General features: G+C 73.9%; 9 protein-coding genes. 6 read left to right on the forward strand and 3 right to left on the reverse strand.

Annotated elements, in window-relative coordinates:
• Window positions 1–29: 29 nt before the first annotated feature.
• The 4 genes from ACFY3I_RS01885 to ACFY3I_RS01900 all read left to right on the forward strand — a co-directional run bounded on the left by ACFY3I_RS01885 (window position 30) and on the right by ACFY3I_RS01900 (window position 5,774).
• A complete protein-coding gene (locus ACFY3I_RS01885) occupies window positions 30–1,862 on the forward strand; it encodes a LamG-like jellyroll fold domain-containing protein (protein WP_390858891.1) in 1,833 nt (610 codons plus the stop codon).
• 23 nt (window positions 1,863–1,885) lie between these two features.
• Window positions 1,886–3,556 (forward strand): histidinol-phosphatase, encoded by a 1,671-nt coding sequence (locus ACFY3I_RS01890; protein WP_390858892.1) that lies wholly within the window; start codon window positions 1,886–1,888, stop codon window positions 3,554–3,556.
• 148 nt (window positions 3,557–3,704) lie between these two features.
• Window positions 3,705–4,433, forward strand: coding sequence for an IclR family transcriptional regulator (locus tag ACFY3I_RS01895; RefSeq protein ID WP_390858893.1), 729 nt, complete (start codon window positions 3,705–3,707; stop codon window positions 4,431–4,433).
• Window positions 4,434–4,442: 9 nt separating this feature from the next.
• Entirely contained in the window at window positions 4,443–5,774 is a 1,332-nt protein-coding gene (locus tag ACFY3I_RS01900; RefSeq protein ID WP_390858894.1) for a lanthionine synthetase LanC family protein, read from the forward strand.
• A gap of 7 nt (window positions 5,775–5,781) precedes the next feature.
• Here the strand turns inward: ACFY3I_RS01900 and ACFY3I_RS01905 are convergent, their stop codons facing one another.
• On the reverse strand, window positions 5,782–7,566 hold the full coding sequence (locus ACFY3I_RS01905) for a sulfatase-like hydrolase/transferase (protein WP_390858895.1): 1,785 nt from the start codon (window positions 7,564–7,566) through the stop codon (window positions 5,782–5,784).
• 574 nt (window positions 7,567–8,140) lie between these two features.
• Window positions 8,141–10,834, reverse strand: coding sequence for an FAD/NAD(P)-binding protein (locus ACFY3I_RS01910; protein WP_390858896.1), 2,694 nt, complete (start codon window positions 10,832–10,834; stop codon window positions 8,141–8,143).
• Window positions 10,835–11,446: 612 nt separating this feature from the next.
• Between ACFY3I_RS01910 and ACFY3I_RS01915 the strand changes: the two genes are divergently transcribed.
• Window positions 11,447–12,859, forward strand: coding sequence for a glycoside hydrolase family 16 protein (locus tag ACFY3I_RS01915; protein WP_390858897.1), 1,413 nt, complete (start codon window positions 11,447–11,449; stop codon window positions 12,857–12,859).
• 54 nt (window positions 12,860–12,913) lie between these two features.
• Here ACFY3I_RS01915 and ACFY3I_RS01920 read toward each other — a convergent pair whose 3' ends face one another.
• Window positions 12,914–13,810, reverse strand: coding sequence for a helix-turn-helix domain-containing protein (locus tag ACFY3I_RS01920; protein WP_390858898.1), 897 nt, complete (start codon window positions 13,808–13,810; stop codon window positions 12,914–12,916).
• Between the two features lie 145 nt (window positions 13,811–13,955).
• On the opposite strand from ACFY3I_RS01920, the gene tkt reads away from it, so the two are divergent.
• Window positions 13,956–16,034 carry a transketolase gene (gene tkt, locus ACFY3I_RS01925; RefSeq protein WP_390858899.1) on the forward strand — a complete coding sequence of 693 codons (2,079 nt, stop codon included), beginning with the start codon at window positions 13,956–13,958 and terminating at the stop codon, window positions 16,032–16,034.
• Window positions 16,035–16,053: the final 19 nt, after the last annotated feature.

Raw genomic sequence — 16,053 nt, forward strand, 5'->3', positions numbered from 1 at the left:
CGTCACTTCTCGTCAACCACGGAGCGCACGTGTGTACGTCGCATGACCACACCGAGGGCGAGGCCGCACAGGCCGGAGCCGGCCGACGCAACTTCCTGAGGGCCACCGCGCTGCTCGGCGCCGCCGCCACGGCGGGGGTCGCGCTGCCGTCCCTCGCCGAGGCGTCCGGCGGCTCGGGTCGACGCCCCGATCCGGAGAGCCGTCGCTTCACCCTCGCGGTGATGCCGGACACCCAGTACCTCTTCGACGGGCCGAGCATCAACCCGGCGCCGATCGAGGCGTCGCTGCGGTACCTCCTGGAGCAGGGCGGCGCGGGCGACGAGAACATCGTCTTCCTGAGCCACCTGGGCGACCTCACCCAGAACGGCGCCGAGGAGGAGTTCGCGGCGATCGGCAAGGCGTTCGGGATCCTGGACCGGCGCGGGGTCGGTTACAGCGTGCTGGCCGGCAACCACGACATCAGGTCGTCCACGGACGACCAGCGCGGCCCCTCGCCCTACCTGGACACCTTCGGGCCGCGGCGCTTCGAGGACAAGCCGACGTTCGGCGGGGCCTCCCCGGACGGCTACAACACGTTCCATCTGTTCCGGGCGGCCGGACGCGAGTGGCTGGTGCTGGCGCTCGACTGGCGGCTGTCCGCCCAGGGCTACGCCTGGGCGAAGGACGTCATCGCACGGCACCCGAAGGCGCCGGTCATCCTGACCACCCACGAACTGGTCGTGGACGACGACGAGTTGTCCTCGTACGGGCAGCAGCTGTGGGACCAGCTGATCGAGGGGCACGACCAGATCTTCCTCACCCTGAACGGCCACTTCTGGCCGGCCCGCCGCGCGGTGCGCACGAACGCCGCCGGCAACGAGGTGCACCTGCACCTGACGAACTACCAGAACCGCTACTACGGCGGCGCGGCGATGATCCGCCTCTACCACTTCGACCTGGACCGGAACGTCATCGACGTGGAGACGGTCTCGCCGTGGATCCTCGGCCGGGCGGCCAAGGGCCTCAACGAGCTGGAGCGCCAGGAGATGGAGCTGAGCGGCGACGGCGACCGCTTCTCCGTCGGCATCGACTTCGAGGAACGCTTCGCCGGCTTCGCCCCGGTGCCGGTCCGTCCGGCGCGGCCCGCCTCGCAGCTGCTGGTCCGGGGCACCGCCGCCTACTGGCGGTTCGACTCGCCGGTCTCCGGCACGGTCCGCGACCTGTCCGGCAACGGCAACGACCTCACCGTCGTCCCGGTGGGCGGCGGGACCCTCGGCTGGTCCGCGGACCACCACCCGGACCAGCCGGGCCACGGCAGCCTGGAGTTCACCGGCTACAAGTCGCCGCTCAAGGGCGCCTACCTGCGGACGGTCGACGGCGCCCCGCTGAACTCGGCTACCTTCAGGGACGGTTACACCATCGAGGCGTTCTACTGGCTGCCCGCCGACTGGGACGCCTCGCACCACGCCTGGTCGGGCCTGGTCAGCCGGTCCGGTCGCAACGGGTCGGTCGGGACCGTCACCGACGACCCGGACGAGCCGCTGGCCACCCTCTCCATCACCGACGGTCCGGGCACGCAGTGGGCGACGCACCCGCTCAACCAGCGGCAGCTGGTCACCAACTGGGGCGACGAGACCGCGCGTGAGACCTGGTGGCACCTCGCCGTCGTCAACGACGGGCGGCACACCACGATGTACGTCCAGGGCTGCCCGGTGGCCCGCAACCCGCACGCCAGCGCGACCGGCATCGCCTCGTCCGGGAAGCCGTGGCTGCTCGGCGGCTACGAGTACGCGGACCGGATCGACCAGATCCTGCACGGCCGCCTCGGCGACGTCCGGATCGTCTCCCGGGCGCTGCCCGTCTCCTCCTTCATGACCCACTGACTCCCCTCGCGAGGATCATCATCATGACCGAGCAGCAGCTGCCCGTCTGGGCCGATCCCGCCGTCTCCCCCGCCGACCTGGACGCGCAGGGCGTGTCCAGGCGCGGACTCCTGCGCCGCGCCGGCCTGTTCGGTGCCGCGTTCGCCCTCGGGTCGGCGGCCGCCCCCGCGGCGGCCGCCGGCGGACGGGGCCCGGGCGGCGAGGATCCCCGCCTCGCCTACCTGGTCGGCGACCACCACGTGCACTCCGTGTACAGCCACGACGCGAAGTACACGTTCTCCCAGCAGGCGAGCGCCGCCGCCCGGTTCGGCCTGGACTGGATGGTCTTCAACGAGCACGCCAACTTCGGCCACGCCTCCTACGGCGCGCAACTGGAGCACGCCGAGATCCTGAAGGCCCGCCGGGAGAACCCGCGCCAGCTGATCTTCCAGGGCCTGGAGTGGTACATCCCGGCCGCCGAGCACTGCACGGTGTTCGCCGCACCGGGCCGCCACGAGACGGACCTGCTCACCCGGTTCGAGCTGGCCTACGACGGCAAGCTGCTCGGCTACGACAAGGGCGGGGTGGCCGACACGGACACCGCCCGCAACGAGGCGCACGCCGTCAAGGCCATCAAGTGGCTGGCGGAACAGCGCCGTTCGGGGTACGTCGACGACGTCCTGGTGCTCGCCAACCATCCGCTGCGGCTCGGTATCGACTCCCCGCACGAGATCCGCAACTGGCGGGACGCGGCCCCCGAGATCATGATCGGCATGGAGGGCGCGCCCGGCGCCCAGGGTGCCGCCATCCCCGGCCGGCGGGGTGCCACCTCGATCCGCGGCGAGTACGAGAACAGGCCCTCCGCGCAGTCCTGGGCGGGCTACCCGGCGGACGCCTACCTGACGTACGGCGGCTTCGACTGGGCCACCGCGACCGTGGGCGGCCTGTGGGACGCGATGCTGTCGGAGGGCCGGCTGTTCACCATCACCACCAACTCCGACAACCACCGCACGGTCTTCGACACCTGGAAGAACGGCGACTGGGCGCCGGGGCAGAACTTCGACAACACCGGCAGGCTGCCGGATCCGGTGAACACCGACACCCCGCAGCCCGGCAGCGACTTCTGGCCCGGCGAGTTCAGCCGCACCCACGTGGGCGTCACCCGCTACGGCCACCGCGCGGTGATGGCGGGGCTGCGCGCGGGCCGGGTCTGGCTGGACCACGGGCACCTGCTGGACGGTCTGGACGTCCGCCTGAAGCGGCACGGCGACCACGGCCACGGTGTCACCCTGGGCGGCCGGCTGCGGGTCCGCAGGGGCGAGCGGATCACCCTGGACGTGACGGTGACCTCCGCGTCCCGGACCAACGACCAAGGAATCCTCCCGAGGTTGGCGCACGTGGACGTGATCCGCGGCGCGGTCCGCGGCCCGGTCGCCGACCGCGACACCTGGCGGGCGCCGGACACCAGGGTCGTCCGCACCGAGGACGTCTCCGGCCGCAAGGGCACCTACACCCTGCGCATCCCGATCACCGCGGGCGACGAGTCCTTCTACGTCCGGCTCCGCGGCAGCGACGGCAACCGGAACGGAACCGGCTACCTGGGCGCGTCCGTCGACCCGCACGGCCCGCTCACCCACGAGCCGGGCAACGGCGACCCGTGGGCGGACACGTGGTTCTACTCCAACCCGGTCTTCGTGGACGTGCTGGGTTCCTGAGGCGGCGGGGGCTCCGGCCCGGCGTGCCGGGTGCCATGCTGGCAGCCCTGCCGCATGTCGCCCCGCCGCCACCGGGGTCGGGACCGGGGAGGCCGCCATCGCCCGCCAGCACGCCGCCGCCCGCTCCGCTCCCGACCGGCTGCTGGCGGTGCTCGCCGCGTTCGACCACGGGCATCCGGCGCTGAGCCTCAGCGGCATCAGCCGCCGGGCCGGGCTCTCCCTGACCACCGCCCACCGCCTGACCGCAGCGCTCACCGCGTGGGGCGCGCTGGAGCGGGACGCCGAGGGCCTGTACCACGTGGGGCTGCGGCTCTGGGAGCTGGCCGCGCTGGCGCCCCGGGGCCTCGCCCTTCGGCAGGTCGCGCTGCCCTACCTGGAGGACCTCTACGAAGCGACCCACGAGAACGTCCAGCTGGCGGTGCGGGACGGAACCGAGGTCGTCTACATCGAGTGGCTGTCGGGGCGCTCGGCGGTCGGCGTGCACATACGGGTGGGCGCCCGCTGGCCGCTGCACGCGACGGGGGTGGGCCTGGTCCTGCTCGCCCACGGGACGCCGGCCTTCCAGGAGGGCTACTGCGCCGGGTCGTTGGCCGCCTTCACCCCGTACACCATCACGGATCCGGGGTGCCTGCGCCGCTCGCTGGCCGAAGTACGCCGTACGGGAGTCGCGGTGAGCAGCCGTCAGGTCACGGAGGACGCGCTGTCGGTGGCGGCCCCGGTGCGCGGCGCGGACGGGCAGGTGACGGCCGCCGTGTCGGTGGTGGTGCCGCAGGCGGACGCCGAGGTACCGGCGCTGGTCCCGGCCGTGCGGCTGGCGGCCCGCGGGATCTCCCGGGGCCTGGGCTGGCGGCCGGAGCGGACGGATCAGTCCGTGTAGCGTGACCGGGTGACAGCGAGCGAGGTGTACAGGGAACTGGGCGAGGCCGCCTGGTCGTGGGTGCTGGACCAGGTGCGGGACGACGAGGGCCCCTGGCTGCCGGAGGACGTGCCGGAGGCGGACGCCGGGGACCCCGCGCCCACCGAGGACCGGGACTCGCTGTACGCGGGCATCGCGGGGCTGGCCCCGGTGCTGGCGGAGATCGCCCGGTACCGGGCGCTCGGCGAACGGGAACAGGCCCTGGCGGCCGGGATCGTGCGCCGCCTGTCGGAGCGGGCCCCCGCCGTGGCCGAACCCTCCCTCTACCTCGGCCTGGCGGGCCACGCCACGGCGCTGCGGTTGCTCGAACCGGGCAGCGAGGCGGTCGCGCTGGGGCGGCTCGCCGAGCTGGCGACCCCCGGGGGCTGGCGGACCACCACCGGGTTCGTGCCGGATTCCGACGCGCCCCTGACCGACATCATCATGGGCGTCGCGGGCGTGGTCATGACGGCCGTCTGGGCGGGCGGAGAGCACGCGGAAGCGATCGCGACGACCGGCGGCGAGGCCCTGCTGCGGATGGCCGACCGCACCGAGGCGGGCCTGGACTGGGGGATCTCGCCGAGCACGGAGTCGCGGTGCCCGAACTACTCGCACGGCGCCGCCGGGGTGGCCTCCGCCCTGGCGGTGGCGGGCGCGGCCCTGCACCGCGAGGACTTCGTCGCGGCCGCCGTGGCGGGGGCCCGGCACGTGCTGTCCGTGGGGTCGACGGCGGACGGCGGCTTCGTCGTCCCGCACACGATCCCGCCCTCGAGGCGCGAGGTGGAGCCGGTCACCTACACCTGGTGCCACGGGCCGACGGGCACCTCGCACCTGTTCACCGCGCTCGCCCACGCGGGCGTCACCGAGGTGGCCGGGCACGACGTCGGGGAACTGCGGCAGCGCTGCATGACCTCGGTCCTCACCTCGGGACTCCCGGAGCGGCTGCGCCCCGGGTTCTGGGACAACGACGGCCGCTGCTGCGGCACCGCCGGGGTGGGGGACGTCCTCCTGGACGCGGCCCAGGACTGCGCGGGGACGCCGAGGGCGCGGGCACTGGCGGACGGCGCGCTCCGGATGGGCGACGCCCTGGTGGAACGGGCGGTCATGGACGCGGCCGGCGCCCGCTGGCGGTTCGTGGAGTACCGCGTCGACGACCCGCTGCTGCCACCGGGCACGTCGTGGATGCAGGGCGCGGCAGGTATCGCGGCCTACCTGATGCGCCTGGCCCGGTATCTCGACACCGGCCCGGACGCCCCGGTGGTGGACCGCCCGGACCAGTGGTGGGCGGTACCGGCCGGGATCCGGCACGTGCACGGCACCTGAGCGCGGGTCAGGCGAGCGTCACCGTGGCCGTGTAGCCGACCTCGTCGTCCCCGTGGTGGGCCGTGCCCCGGCAGGTGAGGGTGGTGGCGGTGGAGACCCGGGGGCGGCCTACCCGCCAGTGGGCCGTGAGGCGTTCACCGGGGTCCAGGCGGTCGGTGCCGGCCGGTCCCTGGGCGTGCACCGGCCAGCCGCTCGGGACGTCGAGGGTGAGCCGGGCGGCGTGCCAGGGGCGCGCGGATCCGTTGGCGAGCGTGGCGGTGACGTCGAACTCCGCTTCGCCGCCGCCGACTTCGAGGGTCACGCCGAAGGGCCTGCGCGGGTACACCGGCGCCCACGAGGCACGCATCAGCCTGACCAGCGCGTCCGCCTGGGCGGGCCGGGCGGCGGCGAGGTCGTGCTCCTCACCGGGGTCCCGGGCCAGGTCGTACAGCTCCACGTCCCACTGGTCGTCCGGGGCCCGCAGGCTCCGGCCCGGGGCGAACCGGACCGCCTTGAGGTCGCCGCGCCGCAGCGCCTCGGCGAGCCGGTCGCCCCGGCCGTGGTCGACGGCGTCCTGGCGTGCGGTGACGCCCGCGTGGTTGCGGTAGAAGTACAGGCTGTCGTGGCGGGCCGGATGCGCGGAGCCGCGCAGGAGGGGGGCGACCGACAGGCCGTCGACGTCGGTGGGGGCGGGTGCTCCGGCGAGGTCGGCCAGGGTGGGCAGCAGGTCGGTGAGCGGGGTGGGCCGGTCCGTGGTGCCGGACCGGACGTGCCGCGGGGACCAGGCGATCAGCGGGACGCGGATGCCGCCCTCGTACAGGTTCCGCTTGTAGCCCCGCAACGGGCCGTTGCCGTCGAAGAGATCGGGGTCGGTGCCCGCCTCCTCGTGCGGCCCGTTGTCGCTGGTGACGAGGACGACGGTGCGGTCGGCGAGGCCGAGCGCGGTGAGCTCGTCGACGACGTCCCCGACCTGGGTGTCGAAGGTGGTCACCTGGGCCGCGTGCCGCTTGTTCGGGCCGGTCCACGGGCGGTCGGCGTACTCGCCGGGATGCGGGTCCTTGCTGGGGGCGTGCGGGACGGTCGGGGTCAGGCAGAGCAGGAAAGGCTCGTCGCGGTGGGTGCGCACGAACTGCAGCGCGTGTTCGGACAGGAGGTCGGGGGCGTAGACCCGTTGCGCGCCGCCCTGGTTGTCCGGGATCTCCTCGCGGGTGCCGTTGTGCCACAGGTAGGCGGGGAAGTAGTCGTGGGCGTGGTGGTGGGTGAGGTAGCCGTGGAACTCCTCGAAGCCGCGGGAGTTGGGGTGGCTCGGCTGGCCGGGGGCGTTGGGCCCGAAGCCCCACTTGCCGATCAGGCCGGTGCGGTAGCCGAGCGCCCTGAGCGCCTCCGCGAAGGTGAAGTCCTGGTCGGTGAGGGCGCCCTGACCGCCCGGTCCCCAGGGGTTGTTGCGTACTGTCGCGTGCCCGCTGTGCAGGCCGGTGAACATCGAGCAGCGCGAGGGCGCGCACACCGGGGCGGCGGCGTAGGCCTGGGTGAAGCGCAGGCCCTCCGCGGCGAGGGCGTCCAGTCGCGGGGTGTGCATCAACCGCTGGCCGTAGACGCCGACCTCGCCGTAGCCGAGGTCGTCGGCGAGGATCACCACGAAGTTGAGCCGGTTCGACGCGGTCCTTCCGGCGGGCGCCGCCGCGGCCGGCGAGACCGTGTGCCGGCCCCGCGCCGCGGGCTGTGCCGCGTCGCCGTCCTCGCACGCGGTCACCGAGGTGAGCGCGACGGGCGCGGCGGCGGCCCCGGTGAGGAAACGACGGCGGCTGGGCATAGGGGTTCCCCCGGTGACGGCGGTGCGTGCGGCTGGGACCGATGGTGGTCGCGGCCGTCGGTCCGAGGCCATGCACACGCTGTGAACGCTCTGTTTCGACTCCTGAGAGGGAATCCCAGGGCCTCGGGTTCCCTCCGCACGGCGTCGGAATGATCCCACGGCGGACGGCGGTTCACCGAACCCGGGCGCCCGCTCCGCGGGGGGCGCCTGCGCGCGAGACCGGCTCGGCGGCGCGTGCGGGGGAGCCCGGCGGGCGGAGGGCGGAGGCGCGCGGGCAGCCGGGCGGCGGAGTCCGGCGGGCAGCCCGGCGGCGGAGCCCCGGCGGCGGCAGGCGACTGGGCGGCGGAGTCCGGCGGGCGACCGGGTGGCCGAGTCCGGCGGGAAGACCGGCGGCAGAGCTCGGCAGGCAGCCCGGCGGCCGAGTCCGGCAGGCGACCGGGCGGCCGAATCCAGCCGAGTCCGGCCGGCGACCGGGCGGGTGGCGGAGTCCGGCGGTTCGGGCCGGCCCTCGGACGCGCTCCCTGGCATGGCCGTCCCCGTCGTCCGTGCGGCGGGGACGGACGACGGGGCCGGCTCAGGCGGGCAGGGCCGCCCGGAGTCTGCGGTCACGGGGCGCCGGTTTGCGCTCGAGCCGGGCGTCCAGGAGCCGCCGGGCCGCGTCGCGGCGGCCGCCCTCCACCAGGGCGTACAGCAACGTCTCCTCGACGACGTCCCGTTGGGCCGCGCTGCCGCCGACCCTGCGCAGTGCGGGAAGCAGCGCGTCCAGTCCGCGGGCCGCCTCGTGGAAGCGCTCCTCGGCGAGGTCCGCGAAGGCCTCGCACAGCGGCGCGATCACCTCCCGCTGCACCGGGTCGGCGCCGGCCGCGTGGTCGCGCAGTCTGCGCAGCGCGGGCAGGTCGCCCGCGGCGGTGAGGGCGACGGCCGCGTGCAGCGCGGTGAACGCGGTCGCGGGCTGTTCCAGTACCTCGCGGGCGACCGAGTCCAGGACGTCCGCGGCCGGCAGCTCACCGTCCCAGCTGTCGCTGAGCCGGGCCCGCCACAGCAGCGAGCCGGAGTCCACCAGTGCCCGGATCCCGCGCACCCGGCCCGGGGCGAGCTGCGCGAACCAGCGGCGGCGGACCGCGGCGGCGTCGTCGAGGGCGAGCTCGTGCAGGGCGATGTGCCAGGAGAAGTGCGCCCGGTGCACCGCCCCGCGCCCGCGCCCCGACACCCAGCGGTCCAGCCAGTCCCGGCCCGCCTCGTGCGCCCCGGACTCGTAGTGGACATGCGCCAGCGCGTGCACCGCGTGCCCGGAGGCGGGTTCGGCGGCCAGGGCTCGGTGGGCGAGCTCCGCCGCCTCGTGCAGCCTGCCCTGCTCCTGGCGGAGGAAGGCCAGCAGCGAGGTGTGGAACCAGTGGCCGTCGTGGGCGGGCGAGGTCAGGTCGAGGAGGCGTACGGCGTCGTCGTCCTGGAGGTCGCTCACCCCGGAGAAGGCGATGGTGGGCACGGCCGCGGCGAGCGCCAGCGCGTCCCCGGGGTGCTCCCGCAGGTGCCGTACGAGCGCCCGGTCCCCGTCGTCGCCGGCCACCCGGCGGGTCACCACGTCCACGAAGGACCGCTCGCGGTCGTCGGCCCGCTCACGCGCCGAGCGCTGGGCGTCGGCGAGGGCGCGGGGCACGTCGACGGCGGCGGCGCACTCGTGGCCCAGCAGGGCGAGGGCCGCGTGGCCGAGGGCGAAGCCGGGGTCGAGGGCGACCGCGCGGGCGAGGGCGTGCTCGGCGCCGGAGCGCACCTTGAGGACCCGGTCGAGGCCGCCCCGGTAGGCGGCGGCCGCCTCTGCACGGGTGGACAGCGGCAGCCCGTGGCCGTCGAGGGGACGCCGGGAGGTGCGCCTGGGCGTGGGCGGCGGCAGCAGACGGTGGGCCAATTCGGCGGCCTGCACGCGGATCTCGGGGATGGCCGTGGTCTCCCACAGTTCGCCCCGGCGGGGGGCGCCGAGGGTGAACAGGGGCCGTTCCGCGCGGCCTTCGGCGTCGAGGAGCCTGCCGTCCCGGGTGGCCGCTCCCATGCCCAGCGGCCCGGGTACGGCGGTCCCGGCGGCGAACAGGGCCTGCCACAAAGGCGTGTCCGGACGGCGGCCGGGTCCGGTGCAGTCCACCACCCAACCGACCTCCACCGCGCGGCCGTTCGACAACTCGACGGTGAGTGTGCCGGATTCGCCGGCGGTGACCCGGGAGACGGTGCCGGTGTGGACGTGCAGGCGGCGCGCGGTGCGGGCGCGGGAGACGTGTTCCGCGGTGGCGGGGGCCATCCGGTGCCGGTGGGTGTTCCACAGGGCGCCCTCGCGGGCCAGGAACTCCTCGCGTTCCTCGGGGGTGAGGCTGCGCCACAGCCGTGCGGTGTGCGGGCGGAGGCTGTCCAGGCCCGGGCGCCAGTCGCCGTGGGTGCGCACGGAGCGGCTCAGCTGACGGTAGACCGCGCGGCGCAGCCGCCCCAGGGAGGTGTCGTCGAGGTCCTCGGGGGCGGGCATGGCGCCGGCCGGGCCGAGGGCGTGCGGCTGGGGCAGCAGCCCGCTGCGGGACAGGGCGTGCACGGTACGTCCGGGGCGGTCCAGGGTGAGGGCGAGATCGACGGCGGTGAGTCCGGAGCCGACCAGCAGGACGTCCTCGGGGCTGTCCCGTACGGGGTCCAGGGCACCCGGCGCCCACGGGGCGGCGACGAACCGGCCGTCGGCGCGCAGGGCGGGCGGGGCCCAGGCGCCGGTGGCCCCGGCGGGACCGGTGGCCAGGACCACGCCGTCCGCCGGCAGGGGGCGCCCGGTGGCGAGGTGGAGTTCCACCCGGCCGTCGGGGGTGTCGGTACAGGACTCGGCGCGGGTGCGCAGACGGCGGACCGCGACCGTGCCGTGGGCGCGGACCAGGGCCTGGCCGAGGGTGTCGGCGAGATACGCGCCGTAGCGGTAGCGGGTGGCGAAGTCGGCCGCGGTGACGGTGGGTTCGCCGTGCCGGCACAGCCAGCGCAGGAAGTGTCCGGGGTCGTCCGGGTAGGCGCTCATGTTGCCGGCGGGCACGTTGAGGCGGTGTCTGGGGTCGCGGGTGGCGTAGGCGGTGCCGCGGCCCGCCTCCGGGGCCGGGTCGATCAGGACGAGTTCGAGCGGGGTACGGCGGCGGTGCGCCGTCTCGCAGAGCTGGACGGCGGTGAGGGTGCCCGCCGCGCCGGCTCCCACGACGGCCACGCTCTGCCGCTTGCGGACGTCGGTCACGTAATACCTCCGGCGAGGGGTCGGCATGCTGCTTCTTCACTTTTCCGAACTGTTCCGATCGGGCAGGTGGGGAAGCCATGCCGGGAGGGGGATCTCACCGGAAAATCAGGCCGCCGGTCGGGCGTTCATACTCTGTTCACGAACGGAGGCGCGGACAACCGGGGTTCCGGTCGACTCGATACCCGTCGCTCCTCGGCGGAATCCGGCTCCACCGGCCCGGTCGAGGTCGGTGGCGGCCGAGGACCCGCCGACTTCCGTGGCCGTCACCGGCGACGAGGGTTCCGCCCGGCCCGCCTCCGGCACCTTCGCGCACGGCAGCGAGTGGGCGTCCGCCCCGGTGCGCGGCGGCCGGGACCCCGGCCACGGCCGTGCCGGCCCGCACGACGCCCGGGGCGCGGCCGACCGCCCGGTGGCCGAAAGCCGTCCTGGTCGGACCGGGAGGCGGACGGCGCGGTCCGACCGCCCGCCGCCTTCACCGCCTGAACTCCGGGGCGCGGTAAGGAGATTATCTGTTTCAACCCTTGACGGCCGCAGGCGCGGAGAGCACATTGGGCGCACTTTGAGAGCGCTCTCAGCAACACCTTCCGACGCTCTCGGAGGCATCCCCCGCACCCCCACTCCGTACCCGAGAGGCACCCCATGAGTGACACCTCCGGTATCTCCCCCGCGGATCACGGAAGACGGCGCTCCGTCCGCCGCGTGCTCGTCGCCGTGTTCGCCACGACGGTTCTGGCGGCGGCCGCCGCCACGACGGCCACCCTGCCCGCGAGCGCCTCCGCACCCGGTACGCCCTCCGGCTGGAGCCAGGTCTTCCTCGACGACTTCAACGGCACCGCCGGCACCGGCGTCAACACTTCCGACTGGCAGTACGACACCGGGACCTCGTATCCGGGCGGCGCGGCCAACTGGGGCACGGGCGAGGTCGAGACGATGACCTCGTCCACCAGCAACGTCGCGCTGGACGGCAACGGCAACCTGCAGATCACCCCGCGCCGCGACGCGTCGGGCCACTGGACGTCGGGCCGGATCGAGACCACCCGCACCGACTTCCAGCCCCCGTCCGGCGGCAAGCTGCGCGTCGAGGCGCGGCTGCAGATGCCCAATGTCACCGGCACGGCGGCGCAGGGGTACTGGCCCGCGTTCTGGATGCTCGGCGCTCCGTTCCGCGGCAACTACCAGAACTGGCCGTCCGTCGGCGAGCTGGACATCATGGAGAACGTACAGGGCCTGAACACCACGTGGGCCACCATGCACTGCGGCAGCAGCCCGGGCGGACCGTGCAACGAGACCACCGGTCTCGGCAACTCCACCTCCTGCCCCGGCTCCACCTGCCAGTCCGGCTTCCACACCTACACGATGGAGTGGGACCGCTCGGTGAGCCCCGAGGCGATCCGCTTCTACGTCGACGGTGTCAACTACCAGACGGTGACGGCCGGTCAGGTCGACGCCACCACCTGGTCCAACGCCACCAGCCACGGCTTCTTCGTCATCCTGAACGTGGCGATGGGCGGCGGCTTCCCGGGCGCGTTCGGCGGCGGCCCCTACAGCACCACCGAGCCGGGCCACCCGATGGTCGTCGACTACGTGCAGGTGCTCCAGGCCGGCGGCAGCGGCGGTACCACGCCCCCGCCGTCCGGCAACCGGGACGCCTACAGCGCCATCCAGGCCGAGTCGTACGACAGCCAGTCCGGTGTGAGTACCGAGACGACGACCGACACCGGCGGCGGCCAGGACATCGGTTACGTCGCGAACGGCGACTGGGCGCTCTACAAGGGCGTGAACTTCGGTTCGTCGGCGGCCACCCAGTTCAACGCGCGGGTGGCCAGCGGAGCCGCGAGCGGCGTCAGCGGACTGGTGGAGGTCCGCCTCGACAGCCGGAGCAACGCGCCCGTCGGCAGTTTCGCGGTGGGCAACACCGGCGGCTGGCAGACCTGGAAGACGGTTCCGGCCAACATCGGGGCGGTGACGGGCACCCACGACGTCTACCTGACCTTCAGCAGCGGCCAGCCGGCCGACTTCGTGAACGTGAACTGGTTCGGCTTCGGCCACTGACGCGGGAGTCGGGTCGTGCGGCGCCGGGGGACCTCCCCCGGCGCCGTCGCCGTGTCAGCGCAGTTCCGCCCGGAACGCCACCGGGGTCTGGCCCGTGTGCAGGTGGAAGAACTTGGAGAAGTTCGCGGCGTCCGGGAAGCCGATCGCCGCGCCCACCCGGCCGATCGGGAGGTCCGTGTGGGCCAGCAGGCGTTTGGCCTCCAGGACGACCCGTTTGTCGATGAAGCCCTTCGGGGTCTCCCCGGTCGCGGCGCGGACCGCGCGGACCAGCGTACGGCGGGAGTAGCCGAGCGCGTCGGCGTAGGCGCTGACGCTGTGGTTGGCGGCGAAGTCCTTCTCCACCGCGTCCCGGAAGAGGGTGAAGGTGGTGTCGGCCTGGCGGCGGGCCGCCTCCGCCGAACTGGCCGCCAGATGCGCGAGCCGCAGCAGGAGCGCGGTGAGCGAGTGCCGCAGGACCGAGGTGTGCAGGCTCAGCGGGAGGGTCGCGTCGTCCTCGTACTCGCGGCGCAGGTTGGCGAGCGACGCCCGCAGGGCGGTGAGCTGCGGCGCGTCGGGGCGGAGCAGCGGCGGCAGGTCGTAGCGGTACAGGCCGGTCGCCTCCACGATGGCCCGCGGCAGGAAGCCGGGCTGCATGGTCAACACGGTTCCGCGGTACTCGCAGGTCCGCGAGAACCGGTGCACCTGTCCGGGGCGGATCCAGAGCAGGTCGCCGGCGTGTGCCTCGTACTCGGCGAAGTCGATCATGTGGCGGACGGGGCCCTCGGTGAAGAGCATGACCACGTGGAAGTCGATGCGGTGGACGCGTTCCAGGGGGGCGTCGGCGTGCCACACGCGCTCGGTCCCCATCTGGCCGACCTGTATGCCGACGCCGCCGACGCTCAGATCCACCGGGAAGGGGAAGGTCCTGATTCCGTCACCGTCACCCGCCCCTTCGGGCGTTCTGTCCGCCATGTCCTTCTCGTGCCGTCCCTGTCGAAGATCCGTGTCCCACTTTCACCACAGGCTGACACACTCCGACCTTCCTTCCCAAAAGTCAGACTTTTAGTTTTGAACGCGTCAGGCCAGCCAGAACGCTTCGAACGAGGACTTCTTGAAGATGAGCACGCAGACATCGGACGGCTTCGAGTGGACCGACCTCGACCGGCGTGCCGTGGACACCGCGCGCCTGCTCGCGGCCGACGCGGTGCAGCAGGTCGGCAACGGGCACCCCGGCACCGCGATGAGCCTGGCCCCGGCCGCCTACACGATCTTTCAGAAGGTGATGAGGCACGATCCGGCCGATCCCGAGTGGACCGGCCGCGACCGCTTCGTCCTCTCCCCCGGACACACCTCGCTCACCCTCTACACCCAGCTCTTCCTCGCCGGGTACGAGCTGGAGCTGGACGACCTCAAGGCCTTCCGCACCCACGGGTCGAAGACGCCCGGCCACCCCGAGTACGGCCACACGGCCGGCGTCGAGACCACCACCGGGCCGCTCGGCCAGGGCGTCGCCAACGCGGTCGGCATGGCGATGGCCGCCCGCTACGAGCGCGGCCTGTTCGACCCGGAGGCCCCCGAGGGCACCTCCCCCTTCGACCACACGATCTGGGCGATCGTCTCCGACGGCGACCTGGAGGAGGGCGTCTCCGCCGAGGCCTCCTCGATGGCCGGCCACCAGAAGCTCGGCAACCTGGTCTTCCTCTACGACGACAACCACATCTCCATCGAGGGCGACACCGCGACCGCGTTCTCCGAGGACGTCCTCGGCCGGTACGCGGCCTACGGCTGGCACACCCAGCGCATCGAGCCCACCGCCGAGGGGGACGTCGACGTGCACGCGCTGCACGCGGCCCTGAAGGCGGCGCAGGCCGAGACCGGGCGCCCCTCGATCATCGCGATGCGCACGATCATCGCCTGGCCGGCGCCGAACGCGCGGAACACCGAGGCCTCGCACGGCTCCGCGCTCGGCGCGGACGAGATCGCCGCCACCAAGCGCGTCCTCGGCTTCGACCCGGAGAAGTCCTTCGAGGTCGCGGGCGAGGTGCTGGCCCACACCCGCCGGGCACTGGACCGGGGCGCCGAGGCGCACGCCGCCTGGGACAAGCGGATCGCCGAGTGGCGCACCGCCCGGCCGGAGAACGCGCGGCTCTTCGACCGGGTCGTGGCCGGCCAGCTCCCCGAGGGCTGGGAGTCCGAGCTGCCCGTCTTCGAGGAGGGCAAGTCGGTCGCCACCCGGGCCGCCTCCGGCAAGGTCCTCCAGGCGCTCGGCGCGGTGCTGCCCGAGCTGTGGGGCGGCTCCGCCGACCTCGCGGGCTCCAACAACACCACCATCGACAAGACCTCCTCCTTCCTCCCGAAGGGCAACCCGCTGCCCGAGGCCGACCCGTACGGCCGTACGGTCCACTTCGGGATCCGCGAGTTCTCGATGGCCGCCGAGATGAACGGCATCGCGCTGCACGGCAACACCCGGATCTACGGCGGCACCTTCCTCGTGTTCTCCGACTACATGCGCAACGCCGTCCGGATGGCCGCGCTCATGCAGCTCCCGGTCACCTACGTCTGGACCCACGACTCCATCGGTCTCGGCGAGGACGGCCCCACCCACCAGCCGGTCGAGCACCTGGCCTCGCTGCGGGCGATTCCGGGCCTGAACGTCGTCCGCCCGGCCGACGCCAACGAGACCGCGACCGCCTGGGCCGAGATCCTGAAGAGGCACGCCACGCACCCGGCCCCGCACGGGCTCGCGCTGACCCGCCAGGGCGTGCCGACGTACGCGCCGAACCCCGACGCGGCCAAGGGCGGATACGTACTGCGCGAGTCGTCGACCGAGACCCCGGAGGTGGTCCTGATCGCCACCGGTTCCGAGGTGCACCTCGCCGTCGGGGCACGGGACCTCCTGGAGGCCGAGGGGATCGGCACCCGGGTGGTGTCGATGCCGTCCGTGGAGTGGTTCGAGGAGCAGCCCGTCGAGTACCGCGAGAGCGTCCTGCCGCCGGCCGTGAGGGCGCGGGTCGCGGTCGAGGCCGGGATCGGCCTGACCTGGTACCGCTACGTCGGCGACGCCGGCCGGATCGTCTCCCTGGAGCACTTCGGCGCGTCCGCCGACGCCAAGACCCTGTTCGCCGAGTTCGGCTTCACCGCCGAGCACGTGGCCGCGGCGGCCCGCGAGTCCCGCACGGCCGCCCGCACCGCCTGATCCACCAGCCAGAATCAGT

This window comes from Streptomyces sp. NPDC001068 (assembly GCF_042897315.1).
Taxonomy (GTDB): domain Bacteria; phylum Actinomycetota; class Actinomycetes; order Streptomycetales; family Streptomycetaceae; genus Streptomyces.

What these genes read in the sequence shown, in the direction of transcription:
- tkt (WP_390858899.1), top strand. Translation starts at nt 13,956, where the DNA reads ATGAGCACGCAGACATCGGACGGCTTCGAGTGGACCGACCTCGACCGG.
- ACFY3I_RS01890 (WP_390858892.1), top strand. Translation starts at nt 1,886, where the DNA reads ATGACCGAGCAGCAGCTGCCCGTCTGGGCCGATCCCGCCGTCTCCCCC.
- ACFY3I_RS01915 (WP_390858897.1), top strand. Translation starts at nt 11,447, where the DNA reads ATGAGTGACACCTCCGGTATCTCCCCCGCGGATCACGGAAGACGGCGC.
- ACFY3I_RS01910 (WP_390858896.1), bottom strand. Translation starts at nt 10,834, where the DNA reads ATGCCGACCCCTCGCCGGAGGTATTACGTGACCGACGTCCGCAAGCGG.
- ACFY3I_RS01905 (WP_390858895.1), bottom strand. Translation starts at nt 7,566, where the DNA reads ATGCCCAGCCGCCGTCGTTTCCTCACCGGGGCCGCCGCCGCGCCCGTC.
- ACFY3I_RS01920 (WP_390858898.1), bottom strand. Translation starts at nt 13,810, where the DNA reads ATGGCGGACAGAACGCCCGAAGGGGCGGGTGACGGTGACGGAATCAGG.